We start from the raw sequence: 17,857 nt of genomic DNA, 5'->3' as shown, positions 1-17,857 counted from the left end.
CCGAACTCCTCCACGACCACCTCCGCATCCTCGGACCCGACCACCCCGACACCCTCACCACCCGCAACAACCTCGCCTACTGGCAAGGCCAGGCCGGAAACACCACAGGAGCCGCCACCGCCTACACCGAACTCCTCCACGACCGCCTCCGCATCCTCGGACCCGACCACCCCGACACCCTCACCACTCGCAACAACCTCGCCTACTGGCAAGGCCAGGCCGGAAACACCACAGGAGCCGCCACCGCCTACACCGAACTCCTCCACGACCACCTCCGCATCCTCGGACCCGACCACCCCGACACCCTCACCACCCGCAACAACCTCGCCTACTGGCAAGGCCAGGCCGGAGACCTCGCCGGAGCCGTCACCGCCTACACCGAACTCCTCCACGACCGCCTCCGCATCCTCGGACCCGACCACCCCGACACCCTCACCACCCGCAACAACCTCGCCTACTGGCAAGGCGAGGCCGGAGACCTCGCCGGAGCCGTCACCGCCTACGCCGAACTCCTCCACGACCAACTCCGCATCCTTGGACCCGACCACCCTCAAACCCTCATCACCCGCAACAACCTCGCTGGCTGGCAAGGCGAGGCCGGAGACGCCACCGGAGCCGCCACCGCATTTGCCGAACTCCTCCACGACCGCCTCCGCGTACTCGGCCCCGACCACCCCCAAACCCTCACCACCCGCAACAACCTCGCCGACTGGCAAGGCCGGGCCGGAGACGCCACCGGAGCCGCAGCCGCATTCGCCGAACTCCTCACCGACCACCTCCGCATCCTCGGCCCCGACCACCCCGACGTTGACCTGATCCGCCGCAACCTCGCCCACTGGCAGGCACAGGCCGATGAGGCTCAGCAGCCGTAGCCCGCACCCCGGCAGTCCACGCACCGCAGGGCCAACACCGCAGCGGTGACCGCACGTTGGCTCCCCGTGACGGAGCCGCCTAGAGTCGTCGGGACGTCGTAGGGCAGTTGGGGGGCGGGGCGCGTGGCGGTGGACGGGGCGGGCGGTTCCGGCGAGGGGCCGCCTCCGGTGAACGTGACGATCCGCACGGAGGGCGTCGGGTCCGTCGCGGCGCACACGATGCGGGACGTCACCATGTACCTCCCGGCACGCGCTCCGGTGACGTGGCCGCATGTGGTGGGGGTGGTCCCGCCGCGGGCGGGGGCGTTCCAGGACCGCGCGGAGAGGGCGCGACTGCGCGAGGCGGTACGCGGTGGCGGCACGGCCGTGCTGTGCCAGGTGCTCAGCGGAATGGGCGGCGTCGGCAAGACGCAACTGGCCGCCGACCTGGCGGAAGAGGTGCTGCGCGAGCGGGGGGTGGAGCTGCTGGTGTGGCTCTCCGCAGGCAGCCGCACCGCGATCGTCGCCGGGCTGGCGCAGGCCGGGGCCGAGGTGTGCGGGGCGGACCCGTCCGACCCGGAGCAGGCCACGCGCGCCTTCCTCGCGTGGCTACGGGCCGGTCCCCGCCGCTGGCTCGTCGTCCTCGACGACATCGCCGACCCGGCGGACGTCAAGGGCCTGTGGCCCCCAGCGGTCGAGCACGGCCGGACAGTGCTGACGACCCGCCGCCGGGACGCCGCCCTCGCCGGGAGCGGCCGCCGCCTCGTGCAGGTGGGGACCTTCACCCCGGAGGAGGCGGTGACGTACCTCGTCTCAGCGCTGGAGGAGGCGGGCCGGGCCGAACCCGCAGCCGAGCTGGCCGGGCTGGCGGACGACCTCGGCTGCCTGCCGCTGGCCCTGTCGCAGGCCGCCGCCTACATCGTGGACGCGGGCATCCCGGTGGCCAAGTACCGCGACCTGCTAGCGCGCAGGATCCGCACGCTGGGCGAGGTCAGCCCGGACGTCCTCCCCGACGACCAACCCCACACCATGGCCGCCGCCTGGCAACTGTCCGTCGAACGCGCCGACGCGCTCCGCCCGTACGGCCTGGCACGCCCCATGCTGGAGCTGGCCTCCTTCCTGGCCCCGAGCATCCCGCTGGCGGTCCTGACCAGCGAGCCCGCACGCGAACACCTCGCCCCCGAGGGCACGCTCACCCCCGACGACGCGGCCGGTGCGCTGCGCGCACTGCACCGCCTCAGCCTCCTGACAGCACCAGAGCCCGACGACGACAACGGCGGATACGTCCGCGTGCACCAGATCGTCCAACGCGCGACCCGCGACACGCTGCCCACCAAACCGTACGGCGACACGGCCCGCGCGGCAGCCGACGCCCTGATGGCAGTGTGGCCGGACATCGAACGCGACACCGCCCTGGCCCAGTCCCTGCGCACGTGTGCGACCGCGTTGGTCTCTTGCACCGAGGAAGGTTACGTGGATCCCTCGTGTCTGTACGAGCCCAAGGTCCACCGGCTGCTCCATCATGCCGGGCGCAGCCTGGGCAATTCCGGCCAGGTCGCCGCGGCCGTGACCTACTTCCAGAGCCTGATCACGGCGATCAGTACCCGCCACGGCCCTGACCGCCAGGACGTTTTCGGCGCCCGCTCCCAGCGCTCCAGCTTGCTGGGCGAAATGGGCGACGCAGCCGGAGCCGCCACCGCGCTCACCGCGCTACTGCCTGACATGCTGCGCGTCCTCGGGCCCGATCACCCCGAGACTCTCGTCGCGCGCTCCAACCTCGCCCACTGGCAAGGCGTGGCGGGGGACACAACCGGTGCCGCCACCGCATACGCCGAACTCCTCAACGACATGCTGCGTGCCCTCGGACCCGACCACCCCCACACCCTCACCACCCGCCACAACCTCGCCCTATGGCAGGGCGAGTCGGGCGACACAGCTGGAGCCGCCACCGCGCACGCCGAACTCCTCAACGACCGGCTACGCATCCTCGGACCCGACCACCCCCACACCCTCACCACCCGCAGCAACCTCGCCGGCTGGCGAGGCGAGGCCGGAGACGCAACCGGCGCCGCCACCGCATACGCCGAACTCCTCAACGACATGCTGCGTGCCCTCGGACCCGACCACCCCAGCACCCTCATCGCCCGCTCCAACCTCGCCCACTGGCAAGGCGCAGCAGGAGACGCAACCGGCGCCGCCACCGCATACGCCGAACTCCTCAACGACCGGCTACGCATCCTCGGACCCGACCACCCCAGCACCCTCACCGCCCGCCACAACCTCGCCCTATGGCAAGGCATGGCAGGAGACGCAACCGGCGCCGCCACCGCATACGCCGAACTCCTCAACGACCGGCTACGCATCCTCGGACCCGACCACCCCCACACCCTCATCACGCGCGAAGAGCTTCGTGCGTGGCGGACGCTGGCCAACGGGCCCCAGGCGTAGGCCGTCCGGCTCCCTACCCCGCTCGGCAGTCCGCACACCGCGCGCTCGGATCCTCCGTCCGAATAGCGCGGTCGCAGCCGTCGCACGTACGGAGCGGGGCCGGGCGCGGCGCGCGGACAGGCTCGGGCGGAAGCGGTGGGGGGAGGTGGGCGGTCAGGCGGTGGGACAGGAAGCGGGCGGGGGCGTGGATCGGGGTCGGGGAGGGCGGCAGGCCCGCGCTCAACACCCGCGTGACCTCGGCCGGAGGGACCGCGCGGGTGAGCCAGGTCTCCACGGTGGGGGCGAGGGCCGCGATGTCCCCGGCGGAGAGGAGGAGGCGCGGGTCGGCGAGGCGCAGGCGGGCCAGCAGGTCGGCGGCGGGGCCCGACTTCGCGGGAGGCGGCGAGGTTACGGGTGCGGCCCCCTCCGGAGCCGTACCGCTCGCGGTTGTACGGGTCGGGCCCGCGACGGGCCGGGTCGTACGGCTCGGCAGCACGCCCCGCGAGGCCACCCAGGCGCCGGGCCCGCCCGAATCCGCGCTGCCAGCGGTTCTGCGGGCCAGGGCCCCGCCCGCACCCGTACGGCCCACCGCCGGGCGCGACGCCCGACCCGTACGGCGCCTCCCGGGCCCCGACGCCGCCGCGCCGCCCGGCCGGTCGTACGCGACGGAGCGCGTGGCGAAGCGGCCTCCCCCGAGCGGGACGCGGCGGCGTTCCAGGTAGCCCGCCGCCTGGAGTTCGTTGAGGGCCCTGCGGACGGTGGTCTCGCCCTCCGGGAAGCGGGCCGCGAGGGCCTTCACGCTCACCGGGGCGCCGTCCGGCAGGGACTGGATGTGCACCGCGAGCCCGATCGCCACCGCCGAGAGGTCGGGGTGCTGGGCGAGGTGGTTGCCGACCACGGTGAAACGGTCGGCGTGCCGGTGCCGTACGTGGATCACTCCGGCGGATGGCGCCCCCGGAGGGAGGGGCGCGGCGGGCATGCCCGCGTTAGACTCAGCATTAGCCATCGGGAAGCGTTCTCTTCCTTGGTGGTCAGGCCCTCGATCAGGATTGCCGTCCTGCCGGGGGCCCTTCTCATGTTCCGTTGTAGCGCCGACCGTACCCCACCCGACCCGAAGATCTGACCACCCGTCACCCGTTCGGGTGAGCGTCACCACGGGCCGGTGGGGTGGGGTTCTTTCCCCGTTCCTTGAAACACGGTCCTTACGAAGAAGGCGCGCGCCCCGCCGGGACGCGCGCCACCGGGGCGCGTCCTACCGCACCCCGGTCAGCACCTCGGCGTACGGCACGCGCGGGACCTCCGCCCAGATCGTCTTGCCAGGCACACGCGGCAGCACGCCCCACGCACGCGACAGCGCCTGCACGAGCAACAGCCCCCGCCCGCCCTCCGCTTCCGCCTCCGGCGTCGCCAACTCCCCCGGCTCCGGCGGCCGCCGCTCCGTCCGCGTGTCACTCACCGCAACCCGCACCGCCCCCGGCACGAGGCACACCCGCAACTCGAAGTCCCGGCCCGGCACCCGCCCGTGCGTGACCGCGTTCGCGGCGAGTTCGGCGACGACGGACGCGACGTTGTCCGAGGCAGTGCTGTCGTACGGCAGCCCCCAGACGTGCAGTTGCCGCACGGCCAGATGCCGCGCGAGCCGCGCGCCGCAGCGGGTGGAGGAGAGACGGAGCACGAGTTCCGACTCGGAGAACGCTTCGTGGGTGGAGATTTCGTCATTCATGTGACAGAGCGTGGCCGACCGTATCTACTCTGAGAAGTAGTCAGCGACGGACAACCCTGACCTGTCCGTCGCCGGAACCGGTGCGTCCGGCCCGTCCGGTACGCACGCAAGCCGCGGAGGTGAGCCCCCCATGACGACGGAGTCGGGGCAATCGGACGACGACACGACAAGCGACCGAGACTGGGAGGAGAGTTCGACAGACCTCCTCAAGGCGATCGGGAGGCAGATCAAACTCTGGCGCGACCGCGCAGGGCTGACCCAGCCCGAACTAGGCAAGCGCATCGGCTACAGCGACGAGACCGTGTCATCGGTGGAGCGCGGCCGCCGGACGCCGCAGCCGGACTTCCTGGACGCGACGGACGACGCGACCGGCGCGGGCGGCATGCTCAAGGACTTCAAGGAGGACGTTCGGCGGGCGCGGTTCCCGCAGAAGGTCCGCGACCTGGCCAAGATCGAGGCCGAGGCGGTCTCGCTGTGCGCCTACAGCAACCACAACATCCAGGGCCTGCTGCAGACCGAGGACTACGCCCGCGCGCTGTATCAGATGCGTCGCCCCCTCCTGGACGAGGACACCATCGAACGGTACGTCGCCGCGCGTGTGGCCCGGCAGGAGATCTTCAAGCGCTGGCCCGCACCCATCCTGAGCTTCGTGCAGGAGGAGGTGACGTTGCGGCGTCCCCTGGGCGGACGGGCAGTGATGCGCCGCCAACTCGAACGACTGCTGACCCTGGGCCAGTTGCGGAACGTCGAGATCCAGGTAATGCCGACCGATCGCGAGGACCACGCAGGCATGAGTGGTGAAATTCTCTTGCTCACCCCCAAAAATGGACCGACAGTAGCCCACGTCGCGGTGCAGAACGTTGTCAGGCAGTTCAACGATCCCACCGAGGTGAGGACGTTGGAAGCGCGCTATGGGATCATCCGAGCGCAGGCTCTCACCCCGCGGGAGTCCCTGAAGCTCATCGAAAAGGTCCTGGGAGAGACATGACGACGGAGTCCACGGCTTCCACCGCTGCCGAACTGCCCTGGTTCAAGAGCAGCTACAGCAGCAACGACGAACCGGCCTGCGTCGAGGTCGCGGCCTGCCCCGACACCATCCACGTACGGGACTCCAAGGACCCCGAGGGCCCCGCGCTCGCCTTCGCCCCTGCCGCCTGGTCAGCGTTCCTCGCCTACGCGGCGGACCAGCAAGTCTGACGAACTCCGACGTGGCGGCCCAGCCCTTCAGCGAAGGGCCGCCACATCCGCACAAAGCCGCGCGCAAAAGCGCAGCCCTCAGCGTTTGACGGCCACGCCGCCGTAGAAGCCGATGTGCGCCAGCTCCTCCGTGGGCATCACCGGGGTGTCCGGGCGCCACAGCGGGGCCTGGACGAGGCCCGGCTCCAGCAGTTCGAGGCCGTCGAAGAAGCGCAGGATCTGGTCGTGCGGGCGCAGCGAGAGGACGGCCGTCGCGTCGCGGTCCTTGTAGACGTCGCGCGCCTGCGCCCAGTTCGCGTCGGCCTGGTGGAAGTCCGCCGTGGAGTGGGTCATGACGAGGAAGCTGCCCACGGGGAGGGCGTCGAGGTAGGCGGCGACCAGCTCCGCCGGGTCCTCGTCGTCGCGCACGAAGTGCAGGATCGCCAGCAGCATCAGGCCCACCGGCTGGTCGAAGTCGATCAGCTTGCCGATGGTCGGGTGGCCGAGGATGCTCGCGGGGTCGCGCAGGTCGCCGAGGAAGAAGCCCGTGCTGCCCGCGCCGACGAGATGCGCGCCCGCGTGCGTGGCCACGATCGGGTCGTTGTCGACGTACGCGACCCGTACGTCCGGGGCCAGCGACTGCGCCACCTCGTGGGTGTTAGGGGACGCGGGTATGCCCGTGCCGATGTCGATGATCTGGCGGACACCGCTCTCGACCACCAGCTTCACCGCGCGGTGCATGAACGCGCGGTTGGCCTGGGCCATGGGGACGAGTTCCGGGGCGAGGTCGATGACCCGCTGGGCGGCTTCGCGGTCGACCTCGTAGTTGTCCTTGCCGCCGAGGTAGTAGTTGTACATGCGGGCCGGGTGGGGCCTGCTGGTGTCGATCTGGTCGGCGGCGAATCCCTGCTCGGCCAAGGCTGCTGTCCTCCGGTGGTGCGGTGGTGCTTTGTCACGGGTAGCGGGGCGCGCGGGGCGCCCGGGGGGTCAGAGCTTCACGCCGACAGCGCCGTAGCCGCCGATTCCGGCGAGGTCCCGCCGGTCCGGGGTCGGGCCGTCGGGGCGCCACAGCGGGAGCTGGGCGAGTCCGGGCTCCACGAGTTCGAAGCCCTCCAGCAGGCCCATGATCTGGTCGGACGACCGGAGGTTGAACGTCGCGGTGGCGCGGCTCTGCCGGTAGACGTCGGCGGCCTCCTCCGAGCCCGTCCCCGGGTCGTGGAAGTCGGCGGTGACGTGGCTGAAGAGCAGGTAGCTGCCCTTGGGGAGGGCGTCGCGGTAGGCCGCGACGAGCGCGGCCGGGTCCTCGTCGTCCCGGATGAAGTGCAGGATCGCGACCAGCATGAGGCCCACGGGCTGGTCGAAGTCGATCAGCTTGCCGATGGTCGGGTGGCCGAGGATGCTCTGCGGGTCGCGCAGGTCGCCGAGGAAGAAGCCGGTGTTGCCCGCGCCGAGCAGGTGCGCGCCCGCGTGGGTGGCCACGATCGGGTCGTTGTCGACGTACGCGACCCGTACGTCCGGCGAGACCGCCTGCGCGACCTGGTGGGTGTTGGGGGACGTCGGGATGCCGGTGCCGATGTCGATGAACTGGCGTATGCCGCTCTCGGCGGTGAAGCGCACGGCCCGGTGCATGAAGGCCCGGTTGGCGCGCGCGGACGGCACCGCGTCGGGCAGCAGCTGGATCACCTGCTGGGCGGCCTCGCGGTCCACCTCGTAGTTGTCCTTGCCGCCGAGGTAGTAGTCGTACATGCGGGCCGGGTGCGGCCTGCTCGTGTCGATCTCCTCGGCGGTGAATCCCTGGTCGGCCAAGGGTGCTGCCCTCCGGTTCGTGGTGGTCTCGCCGCTGCGCGAGTCCATGGTTCAGACTTCCTTGCGCATGCCGTCAAGGATGGCCTTCGTGCTCTGCGCGGGCGCGGCCTGCGCGCACATCCGGTCCAGGGCCTCCAGGAACGCCGAGACGTCGTCGCGCTCGTCGAAGTAGACGCCGCTCACGAGGCTTTCGACGTAGGCGATGTCCGGGATCTCCTGGAGCTGGAAGCGGAAGATGTGGAAGGGGCCGTACATCGCGGGGTGCGGGCCCGCCGCGAAGGGCATGATCTGGAGCCGGACGTTGGGGAGTTCGGTGGCCGCGATGAGGCGGTCGATCTGCTCGCGCATGACCTGGCGGCCGCCGATCGGGCGGCGCAGCACCGTCTCGTCCATGACGACCCACAGCAGCGGTGCCTTCTCCTTGCCCAGCAGCAACTGCCGCTCGGTCCGCAGCGTGACGAGCCGCTCGATCTCCTCCGCCGCGGCATGCGGCTGACCGGCGCGCAGGGTGGCCCGCGCGTAGGCGGGGGTCTGCAACAGGCCCGGCACGTAGTGCGGTTCGTACGCGCGGATGATCGCCGCCTCGCCTTCGAGGCTGACGAACGCGCTGAACCACTCCGGCAGGACGTCGCGGAAGCTGTGCCACCAGCCGGGGCGGTTGGCCTCGCGGGCGAGAGCGAGGAAGCCGGAGACCTCTTCGGGGGAGGTGATGCCGTAGGTGTGCAGCAGCTTCTCGACGTACGGGAGCTTGAGGCCGACCTCGGCCTTCTCCATACGGCGGATCGTGGCGTGCGTGACGTCCAGCGCCCGGCCGGCCTGCTCGAAGCTCATACCGGCCTGCTCGCGCAGGTCCTGGAGGCGCTTGCCCAGCACCATGCGCAGGACGGTGGGTGCGCCGCCCGGCCGGGGGTCCATCACACGTGCTCCTTCTCCAACTGCCGTGGCCGGCAAGCAGTCTGTCATGGTGTGAGCGACGGGGAACAGCGGCGTAGCGCCGCTTCTGCAATTTGCAGACCGGACATTGCCGCCCGCTGTCCCCATCCCCCTCACCCTGCCCACCAGCGCCTCCCCGCGCGGGGCCCGCTGTCGGTGGGGGCCGCTACGATGCGGCCATCGTCGATCACCGGATCGAGGACGGGCAGGGGAGGGGATCACGATGGGGAACCGACTGCAGCAGTGGGCCATCAAGAAGCGGATGAAGCCCGTGATCGCCGCGCGGGAGCGGGGCGACAGGACGTACGTGCAGGGTCTCGTCCTCGCCGACGAGAAGGTGCGGGACGCGCACATAGGCTTCATCGAGGCGGAGGGCTGGAAGCTGGTCTCCATGCAGGCGAACCCGAACAACCCGCGGGAGCGGTGGACTCTCACCTTCGCCCGCGCGGAGGATGCGGCGGCGGCTGAGGCGGCATCGGGCGCGGAGGCGGGCGCGGCCCCGACCGGGACGTCCGCCTGACAGCTCCCCGGCCGCGGAATGTCGCGGTTGCGCAACTCCGGGACCCGCCGGGCTCGGGCTGACGCATCATCGGACGGTGACCGACTCCGGCTCCGCACCCGGCTCCTCGTCCAGCTCCGTACCCGGCTCCGCACCCGGCCCTCAGCCGCTCCGGCTCCTCCACCTCGGCCGATCCATGGCGCCCTCCTACGGACCGGTGCTGTCGGTCGCGTGGGGGCGGGACAGCGGACGCCTGCTCGTGGCCCTCGGCCACGCCCAGGGGCAGGTGACCCTGCTGGAGCTGACCGAGAACTCCCTCGTCCCGCTCTTCGGACTCCCCCTGGCGGGCGGCGCGGTGCGGTCGGTGGCCTGGGCACAGGACGGCGGGCGCCTGCTCCTGGCCGCGAACAGCGACAACGGCACCGTGGGACTGTGGGAGCTGGGCGACGGCCCTCCCGCCGCCTTCGACGGATTCAGTCACATCCCCGTCGGCGAGGTGCGCTCGGTGGAGTGGGTACGGGACGGCGAGCAGCTCCTGCTCTCCACCAGCTCCGACCGCGGCGCCGTGCGCCTGTGGCTACCCCTCTCGTACCCCACCGGCCTGCCGGGCTGGCTCGCCCACACCCACACCACCGGCGTGCAGTGGATGAGATGGGCCCGCTACGACGGGCGGCTGCTGCTGGCCAGCTGCGACGTCGACGGCACGCTCTCCGTGTACGGCATGGAGGGCTTCTCACTGACCCTCCTCACAACGGTTGCCGCCGGAGGTACCCGCTGCGTGGCATGGGGGCGGGACGACGAGCGGCTCCTCCTGGCCGCGGGCGACGACGGCGGCTCCGTACGCGTGTGGGAATTCACCGGCGACTCCCTCGTCCCGGTCTACGGCATCGCCACCGCCCACACCGGCCCGGTCGACGCGGTGGCATGGGCCCGGAGCGGGCGCCGGGCGCTGCTGGCGACGGGCGGCGAGGACGGCACCGTACGCCTGTGGGAGGCGGCCGGGGATTCGCTCGTTCCCCTCGGCGAGCCCGTCACCGCCCCGACCGGCGGCGCCCCGACCGGTGGGGTGCACGCGCTGGCGTGGGCGTCCGAGGGCGGGCGGCTGCTGCTGGCCACAGGCAGCGACGGCGGCACCGTCCAGCTGTGGGAGGCCGTCGAGGACCGCCCCGTCCCCCGGCTCCCCGCGTACCGCTCGGACGCGCTCGGTGTGGCCGACGAGCTGGCACGCTCCGACGAGGCGCGGGCGCTGGCGGAACTGGTCACCGCGCGCTCGGCGCGGCCGCCGCTGGCGGTGGGGCTGTTCGGCGGCTGGGGGGAGGGCAAGAGCCATTTCCTGGGCCTCGTGCAGGAACAGGTGGACGCGGTGGCCCGGGCCGGCAATCCGTTGGCGCACCACGCCGTGCGGCAAGTGCGGTTCAACGCCTGGCATTACGCCGAGACCGGGCTGTGGGCGAGCCTCGTCGCCGAACTCTTCGCGCAGCTCACCGCCCCGCCCGGCACGGCCGACCCGAGTGGGGCGCAGCGCAGCATGTCCCGGCTGACCGCCGAACTGGTCACCGCGCGGGGCCTGCGGACCCGGCTCGACGCCGCCCGCGCGCGCCGCGACCGCCTCGACGAGGCCCTGCGGGAAAGGAGCCTGTGGGACGCCCTGCCCCCCGAGCAGCAGCGGCAGGTCACCGACCTGGTCGGCGAGGAAGTCCTCGCGGCACGGCTGTACCGGCAGGCAGCGGCCGGCGCTTCCGCCGTCCGGGAGCGGCTGTTCACGCTGCGGGCGGCCCTGCGCGGTGTCGGCGCGGCACGGATGGCGGCCTTCCTCGCCCTGCCGGTCGTGGTGGCGGTCGCGGGCGGGTTGCTCCTGGGGGCCGGGTCGCCGTCGCGACACCACTGGGCCGGGAGCCTGCTGGGGGTGCTGCCGCTGGTGCTCGGGGCCGAATGGCTGCGCGATCGATTCCGGGAGACCCGGGCACGGCTCCAGGACGCCTGGTCCAGCGCGCGGCGGTTCGTGGAGAAGCGGCGGGCTCGGCTGCTGACCGCCGCCGAGGTGGTGGCGGCGGAAGTGGCCGCACTGGAGCGCCAGATGCAGGACCTCACGGCGGCGGGCCAGCTCGCGGGGCTGATCGGCGACCGGGCCGCCGCCGGGGACTACCGCAGCAGGCTGGGCGTCATGACGCAGATCCGGGAGGACTTCCAGCGGATGGCGGAGCTGCTGACGCGGGCGGCTTCGTCGGAGGAGGGAGCGGGGGGCGAGGCCGGGTCCGGCTCCGGCTCCGGCTCCGGCTCCGGGTCCGGGTCCGGGTCCGGGTCCGGGTCCGGGTCCGGGTCCGGGGGGAACGGCAGGGGCGTGCGCGGCAGGACGGACGTTCCCGACGCCCGCGACGAGGCGGACGACGCGCTCCCCCGTATCGACCGGATCATCATCTACATCGACGACCTCGACCGCTGCCCGCCCGCACGGGTCGTCGAGATGCTGGAGGCCATCCACCTCCTGCTCGCCGTCGAGCTGTTCGTGGTCGTCGTCGCGATCGATCCGCGCTGGCTGCTGCGGGCGATAGCGGCGCACTACCGCGACGTGCTCGACGCGGCGCCCGGCGAAGGGGGCGCGGGCCCGGGCGCGTCCACCCCGGCCCAATACCTGGAGAAGATCTTCCAGGTCGTGCTGACGCTGCCCGCGCTGGACGAGGGCGGGTACGCGCGGATGATCGACACGCTCGTCGGCGTGCGGGACGACCGGACACCGCCGCCCGCCCCGCCCGGTCCCGTGGCGGCGTCACCGGACCCGGCCCCGGCGCCCGTACGGTCCGCGGGCGGTACGCACCCGCCGGCCGCCGGGGAGCCGGCCCCCTCCGCCGCAAGCCCCGGGGACGACGGGGACGAGGCCCTCGGCATACCGCGCGCGGACACCGTCCGCGTCGTGGAGCGCACCGACCCGCTGACGCTGGAGCCCGACGAACTCGCCCTGCTGCGGCTGCTCGGCCCGCCCCACCTGGTGGCCACGCCCCGCGGGGTGACGCGGCTGGCCAACAGCTACGGCCTGCTCACCGCGCTGCGCCGCACCCACCGCGAGGCCGACCTCGCGCAGACGGCCGCATCGGGCGCCCCGCCGTACCGCGCGGGAATGGTGCTGCTCGCGGCGCTCGTCGCGTACCCCGCGCTCGGCCCGGCGCTGTGCCTGCACCTCCACGCGGAGGCGACGGCCCACCCCGACGCGACCTGGCAGGACTTCTGCGCGGCCCTCCCGCCCCCGGCAACCCCCGCCGACCCCCAGTGGCAGGCCCTCCGCCTGGCCCTCACCCACGTCACGCGAACGGCCGCGGCCCACGGCCTCCCCCTCCCCTTCCCCCTCGCGGAGTGGCACCCCTGGGTCCTCCCGGTGGCCCGGCTGTCCTTCCCGGCGGGCAGCATCGTCCCGACCCTGCACCCGGGCCAGGGCGTGTCTCCCTGATCTGCTCGCGCTCAGTCGGAGGCCGCGCCGCCCGCCCCGTCCGCCTGACGCGTCAGCCAGTCGGGAATCGGCGAACCGGTCAGCCTCTCGAACTCGGCGGCAACCCCCGGCGGGTCCTCCGCCCAAGCCCTCTGGAGCGAGTCGGCGGCGATACCGAACAGTTCACCCTGCTCGTGTCGCTGGGCGATCACCATCGCCTCGACCAGGGCACCTGTCGCCGCTTCGACGTCCCCGGCGAACCGGTGGCAGTTGCCCAGATTGACCAGGGCTTCCGCGAGTTCGACGTCATAGCCCTCCGGATCCCCGTCGGCGAGCCGCCGGTACGCCTCGGCCGAGCGGGTCATGGTCTCCAGCGCTTCCACCGCGCGGCCTGACCGGGAGAGATCGAGAGCGGCGTTGTTCAGCGCCGCCGCCCGGCCGGGCACCTCGGCGGCGAGCTGGTCGCAGCTGTGGTCGTAGGGGTATTTCTCCCGCAGCGCCGAGAAGCCGTCCAGGATCTCGGCCAGGCGCCCGGCCGCGTCGGCGTACTGGATGTACGAGCGTATGTAGGGAAGGCAGTTGGGCTCGATCTCCAGGGCGACGGCCATGAGTTCGACGGCCCGCTCCGCACCGCCCAGCCGGGCCAGCGCGAACGCCAGGTTGTTCAGCGCGACCGTGTGGTGAGGGTTCTCGTCGAGGACGGTGGCGAGCGCGGCGGCTCCCTCCTCCCACCGCTCGTCGTGGAGGAGTTGCTGGGCCGTCAGCAGCGAAGGGCTCGGGTCCGCTTCGAACGGCCCGACGTAGTCCTGGAGATGAGCCGCGGGCGCACCGGCGAGGGAGACCTGCCGGATGTTCGGGACGCGCTCGAATCCCAGCAGCGCGTCGACCGACTTCGCCGCGATCTCGTTCCGCAGCATGTCCTGCGCGCCCTCCGGATCCCGGTAGATCGCCAGCACGCTCAGGCAGAGGCCGGACCTCCGGTTGCGCAGCTTGTGCACGAACTTGTCCGCACCGGACCCGACCGGCTCCGCTATCTCGTAGGGGCAGCCATCGATGACGACGGTCTTCCCCTCGTACTCCTCCGGGTCGTGGTTCTCCAGGTCCAAGAGCACCGTCATGCTTCTCCGATCACAGGGCGATTCCACTCGCCGCGGACAGCTGAAGGTAGAGCGGAGTGCCGAACACCTTCTCACCCTCGACCTGGAGCAGCACGAAGACGCCCTCCAATGTGAGGCTCATGTTCGCCGTGAAGAACCGGTGGTTTCCCGAATGCAGCAGGAAACTGCCGTCCGGTTCCGGCCCCTCGCTGAAATACCGGAGCGAGCAGTCCAGATACAGGGTGCGATCCCCGACCGGGCATGTGAGCGTCACGACATCGCCCACCCGAGGATCCGACACCGGGGTCTCGACCCGGAACGATCCCCGGTGAAAGCAGTAGACGGAGTCCTGCCGCCCGGAGGTGACGACGTCCGAGATATCGGGCACGTCCCCGTGATCCGCGGCGATGGTGATCAGCACTTCACGGAGCTTCTCCACATAGGCGGCCTTGACCTTGCGCTCACGCTGGATGACACTCTTGCGCCCGTAGGTGATGCCGCCCTTGAAGAGGCTGAAGACCTTCCAGAGCGAAAGACCCGCCTGCAATTCGCCGGTCCGCGCCTGCTCGGTCACCACCTGCTCGGTCACCTCGCCGAGTGCGTCAGGAGCGATCTGGGCGTAGAGGCTGTCGATCTTCGACCGGGAAATGTAGCAAATGTAGTCCACAATCCACCCAATTGTTTGACCTGCCCTCTCCTCAACCTATCGGGCGCGATGAGGCTCCGACACGCTGACCGCCGAACTCTGCCCGGAGGAGCACTGCCCGGCCGCGCAGTCAGGGCAGTCGGGGCAGTCGGGGCAGTCGGGGCGGGTCATTCGGATGCGTACGCCGGAAGAATGGCGGGACGGGGGCGGGAGGCGTGTTACGCCCGGCGGCCGGGAGCGATCCCTAGGTTGCGCGGTATGAAGCTGCGAAATTCCACTGCCCCCGCCGCCAGGCGCGGGCGAAACCGGCTCGGGCGGTGGGCCGCGGGCGGGCTCGGCGTGCTGGGCCTGGTCGCGACAGGAATGGGCCTGCCCGGCCAGACGGCCGCCGCGCAGGGCGTGGGCGTACCGCTGGTGGACGAGACGTTCACCGGGGCCACCGCCGACCCGGGGTTCGAGGGCTTCGGGAACGCGTGCCTGACCGGCGCGCCCCAGGCCCCGGCGCCCGGTCCCGGCACCCACCCGCTGACCGGCTGCCCGGCAGGCCCGGTGGGGCCGGTGCCGCCGGACGGCGCCGCGCCCCACGGCTATCTGCGGCTGACCGACGCGGGCAACGACCGCTCGGCCGCCGCCCTCTACAACCACGCGCTCCCGGCGAACCAGGGCCTGGTCACGACCTTCGACCAGTGGCAGTACGGGGCGACGACCAACCCGCCCGCCGACGGCATCTCGTTCTTCCTCATCGACGGGTCGGCGTCGCTGACCGCGCCCGGCGCGTTCGGCGGCAGCCTCGGCTACGCGCAGAAGCTCCCCGACGACGACCCGGACGCGACGTTCCTGCCCGGCGTCAACCACGGCTACGTCGGGGTGGGCCTCGACGTCCTCGGCAACTACTTCGGCGACTGGGAGCACCGCGGCAACGGCTGCGCCACCCGCTCCCCGGCCGGTACGTCCTTCCGCATCCCGGCGCCGGGCGAGAACATGGTGACGCTGCGCGGGCCGGGCGACGGCACCGAGGGCTACTGCTTCCTCACCGCGACGACCAGCAACTTCTCCACGACGGGGCCCTGGCCCTCCACGCTGCCGGGACAGCTCCAGGGCCCGACGACCTCGCTGCCCGCGGACGCCACCCCGGCGCAGGCCGAGGCGCTGCTGGAGCCCTCGCGGCGCACGGTGACCGTCGAGGTCTCCCCGGCGCCGGACCCGGTGATCACCGTCTCGATCGACTTCCACGACGGCAACGGCACGCAGCAGGTGCTGTCGGCCCCGGCCCCGCAGCCGGTGCCGAGCACCTACAAGTTCGGCTTCGCCGCCTCGACGGGGCTGTTCACCGACGTGCACCTCATCCGCAACGTCACCGTCCACCCGGCGGCGGCGCTGCCGCGGCTCAACCTCGTCAAGCAGGTCGCCCAGGACCCGCCGCTCCCGCTGCCGCTGGTGCCGGGCAGCCGGGTGCCGTACCAGTACGTGGTGACCAACAGCGGCAACACCGAGCTGACGGACGTGGCCGTCACCGACGACAAGGTCAGCGGCATCACGTGCCCGCAGACCACCCTCGCGGTCGGCGGGACGACGACCTGCACGGGCACGTACACCGTCACCGACGCGGACGCGGCGGCGGGTTCGCTCACCAACACCGCGACCGCGCACGCGCAGTCCGACGGCACACCGGTCAACTCGCCACCGGACAGCGTCACCCTCCCCGTCCGGTCCGGGCCCGGGATCCGGCTGGAGAAGTCGGTGGACGACACCCGGGAGTACAAGGCCGGTGACGAGGTGACGTACACCTACACCGTCACCAACACCGGCCCGGAGCTGCTGACGTCCCTGACCGTCGACGACGACCGGGTGACCGGCGTGACCTGCGAGTCGACCGACCTCGCCCCGGCCGGCCAACCCGGCGACAGCACCACGTGCACCGGGACGTACACGGTCACCGACGCGGACGCCGACGCGGGGTCGATCACCAACACCGCCACCGCGACCGCGCAGCTGCTGGCCGACGGCCCCCCGATCGCCTCGCCGCCCGACGAGGCCATGGTGCCCGTGGCCTCCGAACTGGGCCTGCGGCTGCAGAAGTCGGCCGACGACAGCCGCGTCTACCGGGCCGGTGACGAGGTGACCTACACCTACACCGTGACCAACACCGGCAACGCGACGCTCACCGGCGTCGGCGTCACCGACGACCTCGTGCCGGACGTGACATGCGAGGCGGCGACCCTCGCCCCGGGCGCGCACACCACGTGCACGGGCACGTACACGGTCACCGCCGAGGACGCGGAGCGCGGCAACGTCATCAACGTGGCCGCCGCGCACGGCCGGTCCGGTGACCGGGAGGTCGTCTCCGAGCCCGACAGCGTCACCCTCCACACGGCCTCGGAGGAGCCCTGCCCCCCGAAGCCCTGCCACGACGAGTACGGCAAGCCGTGCCCGCCGAAGCCGAAGCCGACGCCGAAGCCCTGCCACGACGCCTACGGCAAGCCCTGCGCCCCGAAGGCAGCCGCCTGACCTCGTGACCGCCCCCTCCCGCCAGGCCCCCGCCGACCCACCGGCGGGGGCCTTTCCCCGGTCCGGGGGTCAATCGCCCGTTCGCCCGTCCGTCCGCTCCCGCAGCAGGTCGGCGTGGCCGTTGTGCCGCGCGTACTCCTGGATCATGTGGACGTACACCCACCGCACGCTCAGCCGCTTCCCGGACGGCACCGGGAACGTCTCGTCGAGCCCCCGCCCGGCGACCGCCGCCCGCGCGGCCTCGACCTCGTCGCGGTACCGCCCGAAGTCCCGCTCGGCGCACCCCGCATCCACCCCGCCGAACCCCTCCTCCGCATCCTCCGGCCAGACCGCCCCGACGTCCTCCCCCGCGACCCGCCGCCGGAACCAGGCGCGTTCCACCTCCGCCATGTGCCGCACGAGCCCGAGCAGGGTGAGGGCGGACGGCTCCACGGCAACGCGCGCGAGCTGCTCGCCGTCCAGCCCGGCGCACTTGGCGACCAGCGTCTCCCGCTGCCAGTCCAGCCACCCCTCCAACATCCGCCGCTCCCCCACAACGGCGAGATCCCCGATCCCCGTGCTCCGACCGCCTTCCGGCACCGTCCATGTCATGCGGCCACCTTGCCGCGGTCGTCCCGCCTGCGTACAGGCCACGAGCAGCGTGCCAGGCGGTACGTCGACGCCGACCCCCGCGAACCCGGCCACGTCCAGCAGCTCGGCCCACGCGTCAGCCCGCAGCACCCGGCGGGGCACGGTGGCGGGGGGCCTGGCGGGGATGTCGGACGGCACCG

General features: G+C 72.3%; 15 protein-coding genes. 7 read left to right on the top strand and 8 right to left on the bottom strand.

Annotated features, from left to right (window positions below; all coding sequences use genetic code 11):
* Together ACH4SL_RS10580 and fxsT are read left to right on the top strand one after the other, a co-directional pair.
* On the top strand, positions 1-872 hold an 872-nt coding region (locus ACH4SL_RS10580), incomplete at its 5' end, for a tetratricopeptide repeat protein (protein WP_398443465.1).
* 168 nt (positions 873-1,040) lie between these two features.
* On the top strand, positions 1,041-3,299 hold the full coding sequence (gene fxsT, locus ACH4SL_RS10575; RefSeq protein WP_398443462.1) for an FxSxx-COOH system tetratricopeptide repeat protein: 2,259 nt from the start codon (positions 1,041-1,043) through the stop codon (positions 3,297-3,299).
* 13 nt (positions 3,300-3,312) lie between these two features.
* Here fxsT and ACH4SL_RS10570 read toward each other — a convergent pair whose 3' ends face one another.
* Entirely contained in the window at positions 3,313-4,176 is an 864-nt protein-coding gene (locus ACH4SL_RS10570; RefSeq protein ID WP_398443460.1) for a GntR family transcriptional regulator, read from the bottom strand.
* 354 nt (positions 4,177-4,530) lie between these two features.
* On the bottom strand, positions 4,531-5,001 hold the full coding sequence (locus tag ACH4SL_RS10565) for an ATP-binding protein (RefSeq protein ID WP_398443457.1): 471 nt from the start codon (positions 4,999-5,001) through the stop codon (positions 4,531-4,533).
* A 130-nt stretch (positions 5,002-5,131) separates the two neighbouring features.
* Between ACH4SL_RS10565 and ACH4SL_RS10560 the strand changes: the two genes are divergently transcribed.
* On the top strand, positions 5,132-5,989 hold the full coding sequence (locus tag ACH4SL_RS10560) for a helix-turn-helix domain-containing protein (protein WP_398443455.1): 858 nt from the start codon (positions 5,132-5,134) through the stop codon (positions 5,987-5,989).
* Complete coding sequence (locus ACH4SL_RS10555; RefSeq protein ID WP_398443453.1) at positions 5,986-6,198, top strand: DUF397 domain-containing protein; 213 nt, start codon at positions 5,986-5,988, stop codon at positions 6,196-6,198. Before ACH4SL_RS10560 ends, ACH4SL_RS10555 begins: the two co-directional genes overlap by 4 nt.
* Before the next feature lie 78 nt (positions 6,199-6,276).
* Here ACH4SL_RS10555 and ACH4SL_RS10550 read toward each other — a convergent pair whose 3' ends face one another.
* From ACH4SL_RS10550 to ACH4SL_RS10540, 3 genes are all read right to left on the bottom strand, one after another.
* A complete protein-coding gene (locus tag ACH4SL_RS10550; protein WP_398443451.1) occupies positions 6,277-7,095 on the bottom strand; it encodes an SAM-dependent methyltransferase in 819 nt (272 codons plus the stop codon).
* A gap of 69 nt (positions 7,096-7,164) precedes the next feature.
* Complete coding sequence (locus ACH4SL_RS10545) at positions 7,165-8,031, bottom strand: SAM-dependent methyltransferase (protein WP_398443449.1); 867 nt, start codon at positions 8,029-8,031, stop codon at positions 7,165-7,167.
* 3 nt (positions 8,032-8,034) lie between these two features.
* A complete protein-coding gene (locus tag ACH4SL_RS10540) occupies positions 8,035-8,859 on the bottom strand; it encodes a helix-turn-helix domain-containing protein (RefSeq protein ID WP_398444087.1) in 825 nt (274 codons plus the stop codon).
* Between the two features lie 280 nt (positions 8,860-9,139).
* Here ACH4SL_RS10540 and ACH4SL_RS10535 point away from each other — a divergent pair, with 280 nt between their 5' ends.
* Entirely contained in the window at positions 9,140-9,436 is a 297-nt protein-coding gene (locus ACH4SL_RS10535) for a hypothetical protein (RefSeq protein WP_398443447.1), read from the top strand.
* Positions 9,437-9,512: 76 nt separating this feature from the next.
* Positions 9,513-12,857, top strand: a complete 3,345-nt coding sequence (locus ACH4SL_RS10530) for a P-loop NTPase fold protein (RefSeq protein WP_398443445.1) — start codon at positions 9,513-9,515, stop codon at positions 12,855-12,857.
* Between the two features lie 11 nt (positions 12,858-12,868).
* On the opposite strand, the gene ACH4SL_RS10525 is transcribed toward ACH4SL_RS10530, so the two are convergent.
* Positions 12,869-13,954, bottom strand: a complete 1,086-nt coding sequence (locus ACH4SL_RS10525; protein WP_398443443.1) for a tetratricopeptide repeat protein — start codon at positions 13,952-13,954, stop codon at positions 12,869-12,871.
* A gap of 10 nt (positions 13,955-13,964) precedes the next feature.
* Positions 13,965-14,600, bottom strand: a complete 636-nt coding sequence (locus ACH4SL_RS10520) for a hypothetical protein (RefSeq protein WP_398443441.1) — start codon at positions 14,598-14,600, stop codon at positions 13,965-13,967.
* A gap of 237 nt (positions 14,601-14,837) precedes the next feature.
* Between ACH4SL_RS10520 and ACH4SL_RS10515 the strand changes: the two genes are divergently transcribed.
* Positions 14,838-17,087 (top strand): hypothetical protein, encoded by a 2,250-nt coding sequence (locus ACH4SL_RS10515; RefSeq protein WP_398443439.1) that lies wholly within the window; start codon positions 14,838-14,840, stop codon positions 17,085-17,087.
* Positions 17,088-17,156: 69 nt separating this feature from the next.
* Here ACH4SL_RS10515 and ACH4SL_RS10510 read toward each other — a convergent pair whose 3' ends face one another.
* Positions 17,157-17,678, bottom strand: a complete 522-nt coding sequence (locus ACH4SL_RS10510; protein ID WP_398443437.1) for a DinB family protein — start codon at positions 17,676-17,678, stop codon at positions 17,157-17,159.
* Positions 17,679-17,857 lie beyond the last annotated feature (179 nt).

It is taken from the genome of Streptomyces sp. NPDC021020, from assembly GCF_044333285.1.
In the GTDB taxonomy this organism is placed as follows: Bacteria; Actinomycetota; Actinomycetes; order Streptomycetales; family Streptomycetaceae; genus Actinacidiphila.
The sequence above is the reverse complement of the archived record's forward strand: the minus strand, read 5'-3'. Positions and strand labels throughout refer to the sequence as shown.